The following is an 18800-nucleotide window of genomic DNA, read 5'->3' on the forward strand; positions in this document are numbered from 1 at the left end:
CTCCGTTATGTGAAGGTGGTCAGTGTGAAGGTGGTCAGAATGTGCTTTGGATCTTCAGGCCGCCGATCAGCGCGCTGTCGACCTGCGACACCCCGCCCGGATGGCGGATGTACTGCAGGTTCGGGCGCACCGTGAGCCAGTCGGCCAGGTGAATGCCGTAATAGAGTTCGGCGCTGTACTCGGTGTCTTGCACCGGCAGGTAGCCCGGGTTGTCGTAGTCGTCGAGGCCGGCCACCTGATTGGCCAGGCGGGCGTTCTTGCGGTAGGCCGGGTTGGCGTGCACGCGGGCGACGGCAACGCCGATGTCGTCCTTGGCGCGGGCGTCAAAGGGGCCTTTGTAAACCAGTCCAGCCTGAACATAGTTGTCGATGACATTGGTCTTCTTGTCGTGCACGGTGGCGTTGGCGAACAGGCTCAGGCCGCGCGACTGGTCGGATGCCAGCGAGGTGACCTGCTGCTGGGCCCCGAGCCACATGCCGTGCTTGCTCGAACTGCTGCGGTAGGCGGCGCCACTGAGGGCGGCCGGCTGGCCATTGCTGTCCTTGAGAACATCCTGTGCCTTGGCATTACTGTAGTAGTAGCCGGCGCGATATTCCCCTTTGAGGCCTTGGAAACGTGGGCTCCACACCAGTTCAATCGGCATTACCGCGCCCTGGGTGCCGCTGCCGCTGAGCTTTAAGCCGTTGCCCGATTCGAGGTTGGACGGGTTCTGCTCATACACGCCAACCTGGGCGTACAGCTCAGGGTTGAGGTTGTAGCGCACGCGCATGGCCCACTGGCTGACCGGCCAGTTGTACCAGATGCCGCCGACCCAGTTGCCCACCTGCGAGCCGCAGAAGGCCAGGTTCTGGAAGTCGCAGGGGAAGCTGTTGAAATCCTCGCCTTCGCCGAAGCGGCCGACCTTCACGTCCAGGGCGCCGTCGAAGTATTTCTGTTTGATCCACATTTGCGTCAGCCGCCAGGTTTCGCCACGGCCCCAGACTTCCTGGGCCGAGGTGAAGCCGCCGACCCGCGGGTCGTTGATGCGGTCGTTGCTGATGTTGTCGCCGTGGCGTTCGGTGATCGTCAGTTGGAACTCGGTATCGTTCCAGCCGAGGATCTTCTCCAGATCCAGGTGGCTGCCGAAGGTGAACTGGTCGCTGTAGCGCGCGGTGCGGTCGTGGTCGTAGCCGCCGTGCAGGTTGCTGCCCATCTCGCCGGTGTAACCGAGGGTGAAGTCGTAGCCTTTTTCCAGCAGCTCGGTGCGAGTGCCGCCCCAGTCGCCAAACATCCACGGGGAGTCCTTGGCGAACGCTTCGCTGGCGTTGGCCGTGACTGGAAAGCCTGCGGCAATGGCAATGAACGCCAGGCCGGTGTAGCGGGTTTTGGGCAGTTGGAACATGAGATAGCGCTATCTTTTGATTATTGAAAAAACGGCAAGCGCACCGAAGAGCGGGCTCTTCGATGGAAATGGCAATTGGGAATGCTGGGTGAAGCGATTCAGCTTGCGGCGGGGAGGATATAGGGGAAGTTGTAAGAAAAAAAGACAAATTGTCGCAGTTGATTGTTACCGATCTGGCAACAAACCACGTTGCCATGGCGTAAGGCACACCCTGTGGGAGCGGGTTCACCCGCGAATGCGGCATTCGCTCTGGCATCGCATTCGCGGGTAAAGCCGCTCCCACAGGGACCGCTTCAGGTCAGAAGGTGGTACGCAGCCCGACTTCCACACTGCGCCCCGGCGCTGGCGCGATATCACGCAGGATCGAGCTGGCATAGCGCACGGTCTGGTCGGTCAGGTTCTCGCCGCGCACGAAGGCCAGCCACTGGCTCTGGCCAATGTCGAAGCGGTAGCCGACGCTGGCTCCGAGCGTGGTGTAGCCATCGGTGCTGGTCTCGTTTTCTGGCTTGCGATGTTGCGACGCGGCGTGTTGCACATCGACCCGCGCCTGCCAACGGTCCAGTTCCCAGACCAGGCCACTGTTCAGGCGCAGCGGGGCAATGCGCGGCAACGGCTCGCCGCTGTCGAGGTTCTTGGCCCGGGTGTAGTCGCCGGACAACTCCAGCGCGAAGCTGCCATAGCGGTTCTCGGCCAGTTGCCAGCGGTCCTGCGCCTCGATGCCGTAGAAGCGCGCACGAACACCTTGGTACTGGTATTCGGGGAAGCCGCCATCGTCATGATCGTGGTCGTGATCTTCGTCGTCATGGTCATGGTCATGGCCTTCGCGCAGGTTGCCCGTGCCGATCAGGCCGATGTAGTTGCGAAAGTGGCTGTAGAACACCCCGACGCTGCCTCTGTGGGTGCCATTGTCGAAGCGCAGGGCCAGGTCGGCGGAAATGGCTTTTTCCTTGTTCAGGCTGGCATCACCGACTTCGAATGCACCGGTGGCGACGTGGGCGCCGTTGGCGTAGAGCTCGTAGAAAGTAGGCGCGCGCTCGGTGTAACCGAGGTTGGCCGCCAGCGACCAGATCGGGTCGAGCTGGTACACCGCGCCCGAGGACAGGCTGAAGGCATTGAAGCTGCTGGCGCTACCCGCTTCGGCGAAGTTTTCGTTGCCCTTGGCGTCGGGGTCGACGCGGGTGTGCTCCAGGCGTGCACCCAGGCTCAGGTTCAGGCGCTCGGTGGCTTGCCACTGCTCGAGCATGAACAGCGCCAGGCTGTCGGTGTCGGTGTGCGGGACGAAGGCTTCCTCGCCCAGCGCCGAGAACTCGTTGCGGCTGACCTGCGCGCCAATCACGCCTTCGAGCGGGCCGAGCGGTTGATGACGGGCCTCGATGCGTGCTTCGTAGCCTTTGTTCTTGAAGGTGGTGTGGACCTCGCCTTCTTCGATTTCACTGTGCTCGTAGTCGGTGTAGCCGGCATCGACCTTGATCGAGCTGAACGGGCCGTCCAGGTCACGCAGTTCCGAGGCAAAGGCGTAGTGGTCCTGCTTCATGTCCAGGCGCACACCGGGCTCGGCCACCGAGCCGTAGTTGCTGTCGTAGCGGCTGTAGGACAGGCCGGCATAGCCATGCTCCCAGTTGTAGGAGCCGCCTATGGCGCCACCGTCCTGGCGGCCGTCGCTGTTTTCCAGGCGGTGGCGGCTGGCTGGGTTGTCGGCGTCACGCACCTTGGCGCTCTGCGCGTAACCGGGAATGCGCAGGTCGTTGAACTGGCGGCTGTTGGCGTCCAGGTGCAGGGCGAAGGTGCCGTCACCGGCCTCCAGCTTGCCGGCGCTGCTGCGGGTGGTGTCGGCGCCGCCGTAGCGCAGTTCGCCGGCACCGTGGATACCCTCGATCGGCGAATCGGGGATGCGGTTGTCGAAGGTGTTGATCACGCCGCCGATGGCATTGCCACCGTAGAGCAGGGCGGCCGGGCCGCGGACGATTTCAACGCGCTCGACCGTGACCGGGTCCAGCGGTACCGCGTGGTCATAGGACAGCGACGAGGCATCCAGGGCCCCCACGCCGTTGCGCAGGATGCGGATACGGTCGCCATCCAGGCCGCGAATCACCGGGCGGCTGGCACCTGGGCCGAACCAGGTGGAGGCCACGCCGGGTTGCTTGTTCAGGGTTTCACCGAGGCTGCCGTGTTGCTGTTGCAGCAGGTCGTCACCTGCGAGCACGGTGCTGGGTGCGGCCAGTTGCCGGTTGCCGAGCGGGTTGGCGGTGATGACCTGGGGTTCCAGTTCCACGGCTTGGCTGGGTGAAGCAGCGAGCCACAGGGCAACAGCGAGGGGAGAGAGGCGGAGCGGGATGTGCAGCATGGGGATGAGGCGTTCCTTGGCAGATGCTTTTGTGTTGTTACAATATAACATCACTATTTCAGCACAGAGGTTTTACCCCTGGCCAGCGCTTTTTCCGCAGGCAACACGGATCCCACCCGCCACTACACTCGTGTAAGGTGCGCATCTTTCCTACGGAGCACTGGCATGAGCACGGCCCAACACAACGCGCTGCACGGCAAGACCCTTGAACAGATCCTCACCGAACTGGTGGCGCACTACCAATGGCAGGGCCTGGCCGAACGCGTTGATGTGCGCTGCTTCAAGAGCAACCCGAGCATCAAGTCGAGCCTGACCTTCCTGCGCAAGACGCCCTGGGCGCGGGAGAAGGTCGAGCAGTTGTACGTGAAACTGCAGCGCCAGGCCTGACATGCCACGGCGCCCCTGGCTGACGTCGATGGCGTTGCTTGGCTGGTTCGGCCTGGCGGTGCAGGTCTACCTGGTGTTGCTGGCGCGCTGGCAGGAGCAGGCCAGCCTGATCGGCGGGCTGATCAATGTGTTCGGGTACTTCACGGTACTGACCAATACCTTGGTGGCGACGGTACTCAGTTACGCGGCCTTTGGCAGGGAGTCAGCGGCCAGGCGTTTCTTCCTGTCGCCCTCGGTGAGTGCTGCGGTGACGGCCAGCATCGTGCTGGTGTCGCTGGCCTACAGTGTGCTGCTGCGCCACCTGTGGCAGCCCGAAGGCTGGCAGTGGCTGGCGGATGAACTGCTGCACGATGTGATGCCGCTGCTGTTCGCCTTGTACTGGTGGTTCGAGGTGCCCAAGGGCAGCCTGCGCCTTTGGCACCTGGCGATCTGGGCGCTCTATCCGGCGGTGTATTTCGCCTACGCGTTGTGGCGGGGGAGCGAGATCGGGGCTTATGCCTACCCGTTCATCGATGTGGCGAGCCTGGGGTATGGGCAGGTGATGCTCAATGCCCTCGGCGTCTTGGCGGGGTTCTGGGGGATTGGGCTGGTGTTGCTGGGGCTGGATCGGTGGCGGGGAAGGTACAGATTGGCTTGACCTGTACCGGCCTCTTCGCGGGCACGTCGGATCGCCGCACCGCCGTGCCCGCGAAGAGGCCGGTGCAGGAGAGAGCAGATCACTCGTCGTCTGCGGTCCCGTCAGCGCGCCAGTAGGCAGCGGCCTTGAGGGCATCTTCCGCCACGCCCTTTTCCAGCAGGAGCGCCTTCGCCTGGCGGGTCAGCGACTTCTCCAGCGCCACCCAGCTGTACAGTTTGCCTTCGGGCAACGTCTGCGCCTGCAGCAAGGCCAGCAGGTCTTCATCGCGCTTGACCCAGATGACTTCCACCTGCGCTGCGCTCGGCAGTGGCTGGCGCTCCTGGTCATCTTCGATCTGGATCACCGCCAGCACGCGGCGCCCGGCTGGCAGTTCTTCCAGGCGCCGGCCAATCGCCGGGATCGCTGTCTCGTCACCCACCAGCAGGTAGCTGTCGAAAATATCCGGCACCACCATCGATGCTCGTGGCCCGGCAATGTTCAGGGTCTGCCCTGGCGCTGCCTGGGCCGCCCAGGTCGAAGCGGGGCCGTCGCCGTGCAGCACGAAGTCGATGTCCAGTTCATTCGTCACCAGGTCGATACGCCGTGGCGTGTACTCGCGCATGGTCGGCCGGGCGCCGCCGTCACGGCCCAGGTTGCGGGCGTCGATGGCCTGCTGCTGCTCGGCATTCTCGGCGAACAGCAGCTTGATGTGGTCGTCACTGCCCAGGCTGGTGAAGCCCTGCAACTCGTCGCCACCGAGGGTGATGCGGCGCATGCGCGGGGTGAGGTCGCTGACCCGCAGCACCTGCAGGCGACGCTGGCGGATTTCGTGGTTGACGCGGTGGATGGTGTCACTCATGGGGGTTCTCCCTGACTGGATCGGCCGGCCCGGAGGCGATGGCCTTGGCAGTGTCGTTGAGCAGGTTGCGCACCCGTTCGATTTCTTCCGGGGTCCAGCGGCCACTGTGCATGTGCAAGGCATGGCGCAGGTTGCCGACGGCTTCGTGGATCTCCGGCGGGCGGTCGTGGCCACGTAGGGCGCGCTTGCTGACTTCGATGCGCATGCGCACGCCATCCAGGGCGACGGCCTGATCGGCCAGTGCAGTACGGCCGGCAGCAGTGATGGCGTACAGGCGTTTGCTGCCGTGTACCTGGCCGCTGATCAACTCGGCTTCTTCGAGGAAATTGAGGGTGGGGTAGATCACACCGGGGCTCGGTGTGTAGCTGCCGTCGAACAGGTTCTCGATCTGGCGGATCAAGTCGTAGCCGTGGCCAGGTTGTTCGGCCAGCATCGACAGCATCAGCAGCTTGAGATCGCCCGGGGCGAACACCCGTGGGCCACGCTCGCCACGGGCGGGGCGGCGTTCAAACGGGTCATGTGCGGAGTGGTCACGCATGTAGAGGCTCCCTGTGTTTCGATATATCGCAAGATATTACTCAAGATATATCTAAACACAAGCCTCTAAATGCCGATGATTATCATCTACGTTTTAGATGTGTCTTTGCCATGCATGGCCACCTGGGGTGGCTTGCACTCGTTCGGGTTGCCGGGCTGCAAGTACGGCATGAGGATTGGCGCCATGCCTTTGAGCACCTGCACCGGCAGCGCCGAGGTGAACTTGAAGGCTTCTGCCGAGCGCCCAGGGACGAAGGCCGTCAGGGTGCCGAAGTGGTTTTCACCCAGGAAGAACACGAAGGTGGCGGTACGGTTGAGCGAGCGCGAACCGATCAGTCGGCCGCCAGCGCCGAAGCTTTCGATACGGTTGTCGCCGGTACCGGTCTTGCCCCCCATTACCAGCGGCGTGCCGTCGTTGAGCTTGAAGCTGCCGGAGATGCGCCGTGCGGTACCGGCATCGACCACCTGCGACATGGCGCCTTTGAGCGCCCGCGCCACTTCCACCGGCAGAATCCGCACGCCACGGTCCGGGTCGCTGACCAGCTTGGTCTCGTAGGGCGTATCGGCGGCGAAGTGCAGGGTGTCGATACGCAGCGTCGGCAGGCGCACGCCGTCGTTCTGGATGATACCGACCAGTTCCGACAGCGCAGCCGGGCGGTCGCCGGAGCTGCCGATGGCGGTGGCCAGTGAGGGCACCAGGTGGTCGAACGGATAGCCCACGCGTTTCCAGCGTTGATGGATATCGAGAAACGCCTCGATCTCGACCATGGTGCGGATGCGGCTGTCACGCGCCCCCTGGTGCCGGCTCTTGAACAGCCAGCTGTAGACCTCCTGGCGCTCGAAGTGGCTGGCATTGACCATTTCGGTGAGTGTGGAACTCGGGTGCTTCAACAGGTAGCCCAACAGCCACAGGTCCAGCGGGTGGACCTTGGCGATGTAGCCCTGGTCGGGCAGGTCGTACTTGCCGGGTCCGTAGGCTTCGTACATTTCTGCCAGTTTGCCGTCGGTGAGTTTGCCCAGGGCGATTTTGTCGTCCTTGCTGTGGGCGCGGACGAAGGCATTGAAGGTTTCCTGGCCGGCTTCCGGGAACAGGTAGCGGTGTACGGCGGCCAAACGCTGCGGGGTGGCGCGCATGCTGTCGAGGAAGGTGTCCAGGCGTTGCTGGGAAGTCTTGCGCTGATACTTCTTCCAGAAGCGCATCAGGTAGCTGGTGCCTTCCTTGTCGGCGAAGCGTGCCAGGTATTCCTGGCGGCGTGGGTCGGAGTCGTCCTTGAGCAGTGGCACGCGGTTGAACGGCTGCTGGTAGGTGACGTAGCGCACCAGGTCGCGCATCAGGCGGATGAACGGCAGGTTGATCGACTCGCGCAGGGCGTCCTTGAGAGTCGGGTTGCGGTTGTTGTCTTCCTTGCGGAAGTTGTTGAACACGTGCATGCCGCCGCCGGTGAAGAAGGCTTCGCCGGTGTTGGCCGAGTACTTGCGTTCCAGCGCCGCATCGAGCATGGCGTCCAGGCTCTGGTTCTTGCTGTTCTGCGCCAGCCACTCCAGCGACCACTGGGTGATGCGGTCGAGTTCGGCGACTTCGACTTTCTTCAGCTCGGCGGCAGGTTTGCCGGCGTACTTGTCGTGCAGTTCGGCGATGATTTCCAGGTACGTCGTGAGCACCCGCAGCTTGGCGGTGGAGCCCAGCTCCAGCTTGCTGCCCTCGTTGATGTCGAAGGGCTGGTTGGTGCTGTCGGTCTGCACCCGTACCCGCGAGCCATCGGCGGTGCGTTCGAACAAGGTGAAGCTGTAGCTCACCTGGTCGGTGGTCTTGGTGGTGAGCAGGCGCTCGCCGATCAGGCCGATCTGCGCCGCGAATTCGGGGTCGGCAAGGTTTTTCAGGTACTGGCTGACCTGCAGCTGCAGGTCAGCCTGCAGGGTGCTGGTGGCCGACACATCGAGCCGGTCGAGGTCGTACAGCGGGCGGTTGAGCATGGCCGCCAGCCGGTTGCGGGCCAGGCTGATGCCTTTGTTGGTGATGATCGGCACGATGGTCGGTTGGGCGACCCAGTCGCGGTAGATCGCCTTGCTGGCCAGCGCCGCGTCGGCCAGCGGTTGTTCGATGATCTTGTTGGCCGCCAGCACGCGGATATGCGAGTCGGTGAGCTCGGCCAGTTCCACGCGGCCTTTGGACAGGTAATGCGAAGGGCGGCGCTGGGCGATCATCAGCGACAGCACCTGGCGCAGGGCCAGGCCGCGTGCCGCCATGCTTTGCGGGTCCGTGGCGGTGGAGATCAGCGCCTGGTTGACCTGGTCGAAATCGGCGCCGTACCACACCCGCAGGCCTTCGGCCATGCCATGCACCTCGCCATGCCCCGGCACTGCCGAGAGCGGCACGCTGTTGAGGTAGTCACGCACGATCCGGTGGCGCGCTTCGCTGGTGTCGGGGCCGCCCTGGTAGGCGCGCACACTGGCCGAGATCATCTGGCGGATCTTCTCGGCGCCATTGACGGTCAGGCCATCCGGCGAATGGCGGTACTTCTCCAGCTGGGTGGCGAGGGTACTGCCACCCGCCGACTGGCCGGGCAGGGCCAGGTACTTGGCTACCTGGCTGTAGGCGGCCTTGGCAAAGCGAGGCCAGTCGACGGCCGGGTTGTTCTTCACGTCCTTGGTATCGAGCAAGTCGCGGTTTTCGATGAACAGCAGGCTGTTGACCATCACCGGTGGGATGGAGGCGAAATCCGGGTACAGGTGCTGCGGGTAGTTGTACTGGTACAGCGTTTCACCGCGGCAGTCGGTGATCGACAGGCCGGCCTGGATCTTTTCGATATAGGGGGCGAACAGGCCGTGATCGACATAGCGCATCAGGGCCGGGGAGAATTGCACCTGTTCGCTGATCAGGTAGTCGCGTTTCAGCAGGCGCGGCAGGAACTCGCCCAGCCCGCTGTAGCCCAGGCGTTTGTCGAACGGCCCTTCGCCCGGATAGACGATCGCATCGCTCGGCCCTGCCTTGAGCGAATAGGTGAGGGTGGTGGCCAGCTTGCTGAATTCGCGCGACTGCAGGTTGGAGGTGCGGAACTCGTCGTAGGCGGCGAAACCGATGGCGATCAGTGCCACCAGCAGGATCAGGAAAATCAGCCGCCACCAGAGCCTGCGCTGACGTGGGGACTGCGGTTGTGGCGTCTTGGCCGGAGGTGCTTCAGGTGCTTCCGTTCTGGTTGGTTCCGATTGCCACAGTGCGCCCATAGTCTTCTATCCGGCCAGGTATTTTCGTCTTGCTTGTCTGAAGCTTAGACGTTGGCGGGAACAGGTGAAAAATTTGTAGGAAGTCGAGAAAAGCGGCGCAGGGCTATGCGGCTTTGGTGTGGGTTTATTCCTGCAGCGATGTTGTTAGGGTGGCATTGGACCCGGGGGTGGCACCGCACACCCCGGAGAATCTCGCTGAATTTCCCTGTTTATACAGCGAAAACCCCTGTAACGGACTTCCTATACTGCTCGGCCCTTCGCCGTGCCGGCCGCTCTAGTCCGGCACACGGGCCGGCCCACGAGGCCAGCCCGGCAAGCCAACGTCACGCCTATCGGCATGGCCGGTGCTGCACGAAGGTCAAATCCAATAACAAAATGAGGTTGTATTGCTATGCCAGTCGGCAACCATCCTGCCCCTGCCGAGCCCATCGAGGGCGTCCCGCTCAAGCGTGAGCTGGGTGAACGGCACATCCGTCTGATGGCGCTGGGCGCCTGTATCGGCGTCGGTCTTTTCCTCGGTTCGGCCAAAGCCATCGAAATGGCCGGCCCCGCGATCATGCTGTCCTACATCATTGGTGGCCTGGCGATCCTGGTGATCATGCGTGCCCTCGGCGAGATGGCCGTGCACAACCCGGTCGCCGGCTCGTTCAGCCGCTATGCCCAGGACTACCTTGGTCCGCTGGCGGGCTTCCTCACCGGCTGGAACTACTGGTTTCTGTGGCTGGTCACCTGCGTGGCGGAAATCACTGCGGTGGCCATCTACATGGGCATCTGGTTCCCCGATGTACCGCGCTGGATCTGGGCCTTGATGGCGTTGGGCAGCATGGGTGCAGTCAACCTGATCGCGGTCAAGGCGTTCGGTGAATTCGAGTTCTGGTTCGCCCTGATCAAGATCGTCACCATCATCGCCATGGTCCTCGGTGGCATCGGCGTGATCGCGTTCGGCTTCGGCAATGATGGCGTCGCCGTGGGCATCTCCAACCTGTGGAGCAACGGTGGCTTCATGCCCAATGGCGTGACGGGCGTGCTGATGTCGCTGCAGATGGTGATGTTCGCCTACCTGGGCGTGGAAATGATCGGCCTCACCGCCGGCGAAGCACGCAACCCGCAGAAAACCATCCCCCAGGCGATCGGTTCGGTGTTCTGGCGCATCCTGCTGTTCTACGTCGGCGCACTGTTCGTGATCCTGTCGATCTACCCCTGGGACGGGATCGGCAGCCAGGGCAGCCCGTTCGTCATGACCTTCGAGCGCCTAGGCATCAAGACCGCCGCCGGCATCATCAATTTCGTGGTGATCACCGCGGCGCTGTCGTCGTGCAACGGCGGCATCTTCAGCACCGGGCGGATGCTCTACAGCCTGGCGCAGAACGGCCAGGCCCCGGCCGCCTTTGCCCGCACCTCGCAAAGCGGCGTGCCACGCAATGCACTGCTGCTGTCGATCGGCGCGCTGCTGCTGGGCGTGCTGGCCAACTACCTGGTGCCGGAGAAGGTGTTCGTCTGGGTGACCTCGATTGCCACCTTCGGTGCGATCTGGACCTGGGTGATGATTCTGCTGGCGCAGATCAAGTTCCGCGCCGGGCTGTCGAGCGCCGAGCAGAAGGGGTTGAAATACCGCATGTGGCTGTGGCCGCTGAGCTCCTACCTGGCCCTGGCCTTCCTGGTGCTGGTGGTGGGCCTGATGGCGTACTTCGAGGACACCCGCGTGGCGCTGTACATAGGCCCGGCGTTCCTGGTGCTGCTGACGGTGCTGTATTACGCATTCCGGCTGGCGCCGAAAGAAGTGCAGGGTATGGCGAGTACTGCTTCCTGATCTGAAATCCCCGGGGCTGCGCAGCAGCCCCGGGGATCTGTCAGGCTGCCACTTCGTTGTGTGGCTCGAAGCTATCGGCACGCGCCATCTGCCACATGCGCGAATAGAACTGCCCGTTGACCTCGCCGGTGAGCAACTCGCCCGGCTTGAGGAACACATGCATCTGCGAGAACAGCTTGATCTCGGTGGCCGACACGCGCCGCACCAAGTGCTTGGCCTCCAGTTGTGCCGGATGCTCCAGGCCCGCCGCCGCCAGCATCTCGGCCAGCGCACGCAAGGTGTTGTGGTGGAAGTTCAGCACCCGCTGGGCCTTGTCGGGCACCACCAGGGCGCGCTGGCGCAGCGGGTCTTGCGTGGCCACGCCAGTCGGGCACTTGTTGGTGTGGCAGCTCTGCGACTGGATGCAGCCGATGGCGAACATGAAGCCGCGCGCCGAATTGGCCCAGTCGGCGCCGATGGCCAGCACGCTGGCGATGTCGAAGGCGCTGACGATCTTGCCGCTGGCACCGAGCTTGATCTTGTCCCGCAGGTTCAGGCCGACCAGGGTGTTGTGCACGAACAGCAGGCCTTCGCGCAGCGGCACACCGATGTGGTCGGTGAATTCCACCGGCGCGGCACCGGTGCCGCCTTCCTTGCCATCGACGACGATGAAGTCAGGCAGGATGCCCGTCTCCAGCATGGCCTTGGCAATGCCCATGAATTCCCACGGGTGGCCCAGGCAGAACTTGAAGCCCACCGGCTTGCCGCCGGACAACTCACGCAGCTGGGCGATGAAGTGCATCATCTCGATCGGTGTGGAGAAGGCGCTGTGGCGTGATGGCGAGATGCAGTCCTCGCCCATCAGCACGCCGCGGGTTTCGGCAATTTCCTGGGTTACCTTGTGCTTGGGCAGGATGCCGCCGTGACCGGGCTTGGCACCCTGGCTCATCTTGATCTCGATCATCCGCACCTGTGGGGTGCGTGCCTGGGCGGCAAAGCGTTCCGGGTCGAAGCGGCCGTCGGCGGTGCGGCAGCCGAAGTAGCCGCTGCCCAACTCCCAGACCAGATCGCCGCCGTTTTCCCGGTGGTAGGGGCTGATGCTGCCTTCACCGGTGTCGTGGTGGAAGTTGCCCAGCTTGGCACCCTTGTTCAGGGCACGGATGGCGTTGGCGCTGAGTGAACCGAAGCTCATGGCCGAGATGTTGAAGATCGACGCCGAATAGGGCTGACTGCACTGCGGGCCGCCGACCATGACCCGGAAACTCGCCGGGTCGGTCAGGGGTGCCGGGCGCATGGAATGGCCGATGAACTCGAAACCCGACTCGTAGACGTCGATCAGGGTACCGAAGGGTTTGTCCGAGGGTTCGTTCTTGGCCCGGGCGTACACCAGCGAGCGCTGGGCGCGGGAGAAGGGCAGGGCGTCGCTGTCGGCTTCCAGCAGGTACTGGCGGATTTCCGGGCGGATGCCTTCGACCAGATAGCGGATGTTGCCGAGAATCGGATAGTTGCGGCGTACCGCGTGGCGTTGCTGCACGAGGTCGAACAGTCCGATCAGGCTGAGCACGCCGGTGGTCAGGGTGAATGGCCATAGCCAGTCGTGGTGGAGGAACGGCAGGCTCGCCAGGGTGAACAGTACACAGGCGGTGAAGAAGGCATAGCGGCTGAGAAGTGACAGGCTCATACGGGATCCTTGCGATGGCGCGGTCAGGCTCAGGGCCTGGGACAAACCCCGACCATAGCCAACTTGTGTGGCAGTGCAAATCAAAATCGGGGTAGCGAAAATCATTCTCGCCTGGGCATGTTCAGACCGTATCGCGCAACAGTTTCTGTCTCCAGCTTTCCTGCTCCTGTGCAGGTGCCTCGATAAGATACGAATAGCGCCCTGCCACGCGCACCGCCACGGGCACGCCATCGCGATAGAGCAGTCGGTTGCCACTGACTGCCGGCACTTTCGCCCCGGGCAGCAACGACCCGATCAGGTTCAGCGGGTCGCTCGCACTCACCACTACCAACTCTCCATCCAGGGCACGCCGCCGTACTTGCCTGAGCAAACCGACCGCCTCCGGCAAGGCGAATTGCTCACCCGCCAAGCCGGCAATGAAACGCCCCCCTCGGATTTCGCCACGCGCCTCGAGGCGGTGATAGCAGCGCAGCAGTTCACGCCAGGGGGGCAGCACATCGCTTTCCCGTTCCAGCAGCCGCCAGCAGATCACCCCATAGCGTCGCAGCAGTGCGCGGGCGATGTGCTCCAGGCGCTGGTTCTCGTCGACATTGCCAGTGCCCCGACGCAACAACGCCCAACGCCCGGCATGGGCCATGCTGCTGGAGAGTGGCGGGTGACCGCGGCGGCTGTTGCGCGATGTACGCTTCGCTGCGGGGGTGATCAGGCTGCGCAGCCCGGCGAAACTGTCGGCGCCCACCAGCCCGGCACCCACCAGCTCCTGCAACGCCGTCTCCAGTTCGCTGGGCAGCAGGTGGGCATCAACGGTCAGCTCGTCGAAGAACAGCGCGCCATGCGCGTGCAGTGCCTCCAGCACCCGTTGTGCCCGCCCGCCCAGTGCTTCCCGGGCAGGCTCGGGGGCGAGGCTGCGCCACTGGCCCAGGTGCTCGCGTGGCAACAGCACCAGCGGCGTACTCGACAAGGTGTTGCTCGCCGTCGTCGCTGCCAGCCGGCTCCAGGCAAACTGCCCGCTGCGGCAGGCATCGTCCAGCCAGTGCGGGCTGTAGTCCTTGATCCGCGCGGGCAGCAGTTCTGCTTCCCAGGCGCCGGCGGCACTGGGGAAACCCTGCAACTGGCCCAGCACTTCAGCGACCGCCTCGGGGCCACGCAGGCGCTCCTCAGGGGCCAGGTGCTGCCAGTCGAACAGAAAGCGCATGAAGTCCTGCAGGCTGACCGGTTCGATCTCCCGGCGCAGGCGTTTCACCGTGTAGCGATGGATGCGCGCCAGCAGGTGGCGCTCACACCATTGCACGTCGCCAGCCCCAGGGCTGAAGTGGCCGCGCAATATGTAGCCTTCGGCTTCCAGGCGGGCCAAGGCTTGTTCCACCTGGACAGTGGGCTTGCCCAGCGGTGCAGCGATCTGCGCCACGCTCAGCGGGCCGTGGCCACTCAAGCGGGCGCGCAGCAATTCGGCCAGTGCAGCGTCCGGGTCAATGGCCTGGTCGAAGCCGGGCAGTACGTCCAGCGAAGGTTCCAGGCGCGCTGCCGGATACAGCGTTCGCAGCAGGTTCAGGCGCTCGCGCGCCAGCCAGAGTTTTTCATCGATCAGGCGCAAGGCCCGCCCGGCCTTGGCCAGCTGGCGCAGCAGCAGGTCCCAGCTGGGGTTGGCCTGCACTTCGTCATGGCTGATGGCGCCCAGGCTCATCAGCGCCTCGTGCATTTCGTCGGCATTGCCCGGCTGCGGCCAGGCTTCGGCCTGCACAGCGGCTATGGCATCGGCATCCAGTGCGCCCAGGTCATCGCCGCTGTGCACTTCGTTCCAGCGCCGGTTGAGCACCGCCTGGGTGCGCCGCTCTTCCAGCGGCGCGTCGTCGAGGAAGGTGTAGGGCCTGGCGTTGAGAATGGCCGAGGCCAGTGGGGACGGTGCTGGCAGATCGCGGCACAACAGGCGCACCTGGCCGCTTTCCATGCGCCGCAGCAGGGCCAGCCAGCCTTCGCTGTCCATGGCTTCGTGCAGGCAGTCGTCGAGGGTCTGCTCGACCAACGGGTGATCGGGGATCTGCCGCTCGCCGACGATGTTCTCCAGGCAGGCGATCTGGTCAGGGAACACGGCGGCAATCAGGTCCTCGCTCTTCATGCGCTGGATCTGCGGCGCCACCTTGCGCCCGCCGACGAAGCGCGGCAGGGCCATGGCCACGCCCGCGTTCCAGCGCCAGCGGATGCCGAACAACGGCGCGTCGAGCAGGGCCTGGATGAGGATCTGCTCGGCGCTTCGGCTATTGAGGTAGCGCCATACCTCATCCAGGTCGAAGCTGTGGCTGGTCGACAGCGACAGCACGATGGCGTCCTCGCTGGCCGCGGCCTGCAATTCGAAATTGAACGTGCGGCAGAAGCGCTTGCGCAGGGCCAGGCCCCAGGCGCGGTTGATACGGCTGCCATAGGGCGAATGGATGATCAGCTGGGTGCCGCCGGATTCGTCGAAGAAACGCTCCATCACCAAGGTCTGCTGGGAGGGCAGGGCGCCCAGTACTTCGCGGGTGCGCCCCAGATAATCGAGCAACTGGCTGGCGCTGTCTTCGCTCAATGCGAAGGTGGTCTGCAGCCACTGCATTACTGTTGCGAGATCGCCATCGTTCAACCCGAGCTGTTCGTCGATGCGCGCCTGCAGACGGGCCACTGCGACGGACAGTTCGTCGCTGCGCCCCGGTGCTTCGCCCAGCCAGAACGGAATGGTCGGCGGCAGGCCCTGAGCGTCTTCGACCCGCACCCGGCCGGGCTCGACCCGCAGGATGCGGTAGGACGCATTGCCCAGCTGGAAGATATCGCCGGCGATGCTCTCCACGGCGAAGTCTTCGTTGACGCTGCCGATGTTCAGCGCCTGGGGTTCGAGCAGCACGGCATAATCGGCGGTCTCGGGGATGGTGCCGCCGCTGGTCAGCGCGGTCAGCTGGCTACCCCGGCGCCCGCGCAAGGTGCCGCTGACCGCATCGCGATGCAGGTAGGCACTGCGCACGCCCTGGCGGCCGTTATAGCCGTCGGCGAGCATGCGCAGCAATGCCTGGTAATGCTCGCGATCAAGGGCTGCATAGGGTGTGGCCTGGCGCAGGCAGTCGAACAGCGCCTGTTCCTGCCAGGCCTGGTTGCTGGCTTCGGCGACGATCTGCTGGGCCAGTACATCCAGGGGAGCATTGGCAATGTGCAGTTCGTCGAGTTCACCCAGGCGGATGCAGTCGAGCAAGGCCACGCATTCGATCAGGTCGTCCCGCGAGGTCGCGAACAGTCGCCCTTTGGGGATGCCATCGACCTGGTGCCCGGAGCGCCCCACCCGCTGCAGGAAGGCGGCGATCGAGCCGGGCGATTCGATCTGGCAGACCAGGTCGACATCGCCGATGTCGATGCCCAGCTCCAGCGACGCGGTGGCCACGAGCACCTGCAACTGGCCGTTTTTCAAGCGCTGCTCGGCGTCCAGGCGCAGCTCCTTGGCCAGGCTGCCATGGTGCGCGGCCACGGCCTCCTTGCCCAGGCGGTCGCTCAGGTGGCGGGTAATGCGTTCTGCCAGGCGCCGGGTGTTGACGAACACCAACGTGGTGCGATGTGCTCGGGCCAATTGCGCGAGACGATCGTAGACCAGGCCCCAGACGTCCGTGGCCATGACCGCGCCGAGCGGCACCGGAGGCACTTCGATGGCGAGGTCGCGCTGACGCGCATGGCCGACATCGATAATCGCGCAGGGGCGCTGCTGGCCGACCAGGAACTGCGCCACGCGCTCGACCGGGCGCTGGGTGGCGGACAGGCCAATGCGTCGAAGTGGGCGCCCGCACAACGCCTGCAGGCGCTCCAGGGTCAGCGCCAGGTGGGCGCCGCGCTTGTTGCCGGCCAGGGCGTGTATCTCGTCGACGATGACCGTGTGCACGCTGGCCAGCCCTTCGCGGCCGGACGCCGAACCCATCAGCACGTACAGCGACTCGGGTGTGGTCACCAGCACATGGGGGGCCAGCTTGCGCATCGCCGCACGCTCCTTCTGCGGGGTATCGCCGGTGCGCACGGCGGTGGTGATGCGCGGTGCTTTCAGGCCCAGGTCTTCAAGGGCCTGGCTGATGCCTTCGAGCGGGGCCTGCAGGTTCAGACGGATGTCGTTGGACAGTGCCTTGAGCGGCGATACGTAGACGACCTGGGTCTGCGCAGGCAGCTCGCCGTGATGCGCCAGGCCCTCGCGGAACAGTTCGTCGAGCACGGCCAGGAAGGCGCTCAGGGTCTTGCCCGAACCGGTCGGCGCGGCGAGCAGCAGCGACTGGCCGGCATGGATCAGCGGCCAGGCACGGGCCTGGGCATCGGTGACCGTGGCGAAGTGGCGGCGGAACCAGGTAGCGACGGCCGGGTGGAACAGCTCGAGCACCGGGTGCTGGTGGGCTGGCAGGTTCATGTTTTGGTTATGGTGGGTGAACGACGGCTTGGCAAGGGGCCGTTCGTCGTTGATCTTCTGTAGACTGTCTGATTTTCAGCGAGCCTACCCATGCCCAACATCATCCGCATCGCCGCTGCCCTGCTGATCGACCCGCAAGGCCGGACCCTGCTGGTGCGCAAGCGCGGCACCCAGGCGTTCATGCAACCGGGCGGCAAGATCGATGCCGGCGAGTCACCCGTTCAGGCGCTGGTGCGTGAACTGCACGAAGAGCTGGGGTTGCACATCGACCCTGAGCAGGCTGTGCACCTGGGCCAGTTCAGCGCGCCGGCCGCCAACGAGCCAGGCTTCGAGGTGCAGGCCGAGCTGTTCCGCGTCGACAGCGCCGAGGCCGTGGCCCCGGCAGCGGAAATCGAAGAAGTGCTGTGGCTGGCCGCCGATCAGGCGGCAACGCTGGAGCTGGCGCCGCTGACCCGCGACCTGATCCTGCCGTTGTACCGCCAGGCCGTCAGCGTACCGCACTGACCCCATCGAGGGTGGCGAACGAGGTGTCCTTGGCGGTCAACAGGAAGTCGCGCATGTAAGGCGCATCGAGCATATCGGTGCGTACTGCCGCATACAGCGTGGCGAACAGGCCTTTCTCGCCCAGGCGCTTGCCCTTCACATAGCCCCGCGAGCTGTACTCGTGCAGCGCCCAGTGCGGCATGCCGCACACGCCACGGCCGCTGGCCACCAGCTGCATCATCATCACCGTCAGCTCGGACGTGCGCACGGCGGCCGGCTCGATGTCGGCCGGCTCCAGGAAGCGGGTGAAGATATCCAGGCGGTCGCGCTCCACCGGGTAGGTGATCAGGGTCTGGTCGAGCAGGTCCTGGGGCACGATGTACGGCTTGCTGGCCAGCGGGTGCTGGTTGGCCACGGCGAGCATGGCTTCGTAGGTGAACAGCGGCACGTAGGTGATGCCGGCCAGGTCCAGCGGGTCGGAGGTCACCACCAGATCGAGGTCGCCGCGGGCCAGTGCCGGCAACGGGGCGAAGGCGAAGCCCGAGGCCAGGTCCAGCTCCACTTCCGGCCAGGCATCGCGGAACTGGTCGATGGTTGGCATCAGCCACTGGAAGCAGCTGTGGCACTCGATGGCCATGTGCAGACGCCCGGCAGTGCCGCCTGCCAGGCGGGCGATGTCGCGCTCGGCGCCGCGCAACAGCGGCAGGGTGGCATCGGCCAGTTGCAGCAGGCGCAGGCCGGCGCTGGTGAAGCGGATCGGCTTGGTCTTGCGCACGAACAGCGGCAGCCCCAGGCGCTCCTCCAGCTCCTTGAACTGGTGCGACAGCGCCGACTGGGTCAGGTGCAGGCGTTCGGCGGCCTCTACCAGGCTGTCGGCCTCGCGCAGGGCATGAAGGGTTTTCAGGTGGCGGATCTCCAGCACGGCTGACTCCGAGAAAATTTTTAAAGTAAACGGGAAATGAGTTGAGTTTCGCTCATGTTGCCCCGGCCTGTCGACTGGACGCTGCGTCGCACCGCTCGGCAGGGTTCATCAAACTGTCACCGAACTGTGGCAGCGCGCCCGAACTAAATTCATCAGACTCGCGCTCTACTGGGG

At 64.6% G+C, this 18800-nt stretch carries 12 protein-coding genes; 4 read left to right on the top strand and 8 right to left on the bottom strand.

Features of this window, described 5'->3' with window-relative positions:
* Positions 1 to 34: 34 nt before the first annotated feature.
* Positions 35 to 1381 (bottom strand): carbohydrate porin, encoded by a 1347-nt coding sequence (locus CAF78_RS09645; RefSeq protein ID WP_085675204.1) that lies wholly within the window; start codon positions 1379 to 1381, stop codon positions 35 to 37.
* Positions 1382 to 1679: 298 nt separating this feature from the next.
* Positions 1680 to 3725 carry a TonB-dependent receptor gene (locus CAF78_RS09650; RefSeq protein ID WP_085675205.1) on the bottom strand — a complete coding sequence of 682 codons (2046 nt, stop codon included), beginning with the start codon at positions 3723 to 3725 and terminating at the stop codon, positions 1680 to 1682.
* Positions 3726 to 3890: 165 nt separating this feature from the next.
* Between CAF78_RS09650 and CAF78_RS09655 the strand changes: the two genes are divergently transcribed.
* Together CAF78_RS09655 and CAF78_RS09660 are read left to right on the top strand one after the other, a co-directional pair.
* The gene (locus tag CAF78_RS09655; protein WP_023378991.1) at positions 3891 to 4112 is read left to right on the top strand and encodes a VF530 family DNA-binding protein; all 222 of its coding nucleotides are present in this window, start codon (positions 3891 to 3893) and stop codon (positions 4110 to 4112) included.
* 1 nt (position 4113) lies between these two features.
* Positions 4114 to 4749, top strand: coding sequence for a Pr6Pr family membrane protein (locus CAF78_RS09660; protein WP_085675206.1), 636 nt, complete (start codon positions 4114 to 4116; stop codon positions 4747 to 4749).
* 79 nt (positions 4750 to 4828) lie between these two features.
* Here the strand turns inward: CAF78_RS09660 and CAF78_RS09665 are convergent, their stop codons facing one another.
* The 3 genes from CAF78_RS09665 to CAF78_RS09675 all read right to left on the bottom strand — a co-directional run bounded on the left by CAF78_RS09665 (position 4829) and on the right by CAF78_RS09675 (position 9349).
* Complete coding sequence (locus tag CAF78_RS09665) at positions 4829 to 5587, bottom strand: siderophore-interacting protein (RefSeq protein WP_085675207.1); 759 nt, start codon at positions 5585 to 5587, stop codon at positions 4829 to 4831.
* Positions 5580 to 6125, bottom strand: a complete 546-nt coding sequence (locus CAF78_RS09670; protein WP_085675208.1) for a PadR family transcriptional regulator — start codon at positions 6123 to 6125, stop codon at positions 5580 to 5582. The genes CAF78_RS09665 and CAF78_RS09670 overlap by 8 nt, the downstream gene beginning before the upstream one ends.
* Positions 6126 to 6211: 86 nt before the next feature.
* Entirely contained in the window at positions 6212 to 9349 is a 3138-nt protein-coding gene (locus tag CAF78_RS09675; RefSeq protein ID WP_085675209.1) for a transglycosylase domain-containing protein, read from the bottom strand.
* A 391-nt stretch (positions 9350 to 9740) separates the two neighbouring features.
* Between CAF78_RS09675 and CAF78_RS09680 the strand changes: the two genes are divergently transcribed.
* The gene (locus CAF78_RS09680) at positions 9741 to 11159 is read left to right on the top strand and encodes an amino acid permease (RefSeq protein ID WP_085675210.1); all 1419 of its coding nucleotides are present in this window, start codon (positions 9741 to 9743) and stop codon (positions 11157 to 11159) included.
* A gap of 40 nt (positions 11160 to 11199) precedes the next feature.
* Here CAF78_RS09680 and CAF78_RS09685 read toward each other — a convergent pair whose 3' ends face one another.
* Both CAF78_RS09685 and CAF78_RS09690 read right to left on the bottom strand, forming a co-directional pair.
* The gene (locus CAF78_RS09685; protein ID WP_085675211.1) at positions 11200 to 12819 is read right to left on the bottom strand and encodes an FMN-binding glutamate synthase family protein; all 1620 of its coding nucleotides are present in this window, start codon (positions 12817 to 12819) and stop codon (positions 11200 to 11202) included.
* 121 nt (positions 12820 to 12940) lie between these two features.
* Positions 12941 to 17221: a DEAD/DEAH box helicase gene (locus tag CAF78_RS09690; protein WP_085675212.1), complete on the bottom strand. Its 4281-nt coding sequence runs from the start codon at positions 17219 to 17221 to the stop codon at positions 12941 to 12943.
* A gap of 90 nt (positions 17222 to 17311) precedes the next feature.
* On the opposite strand from CAF78_RS09690, the gene CAF78_RS09695 reads away from it, so the two are divergent.
* Entirely contained in the window at positions 17312 to 17725 is a 414-nt protein-coding gene (locus CAF78_RS09695; protein WP_085675213.1) for an NUDIX domain-containing protein, read from the top strand.
* Here CAF78_RS09695 and metR read toward each other — a convergent pair.
* Positions 17709 to 18626, bottom strand: a complete 918-nt coding sequence (metR, locus tag CAF78_RS09700; protein ID WP_003258025.1) for a transcriptional regulator MetR — start codon at positions 18624 to 18626, stop codon at positions 17709 to 17711. The genes CAF78_RS09695 and metR overlap by 17 nt on opposite strands.
* Positions 18627 to 18800 lie beyond the last annotated feature (174 nt).

The organism is Pseudomonas sp. R28(2017) (assembly GCF_002112505.1).
GTDB lineage: Bacteria > Pseudomonadota > Gammaproteobacteria > Pseudomonadales > Pseudomonadaceae > Aquipseudomonas.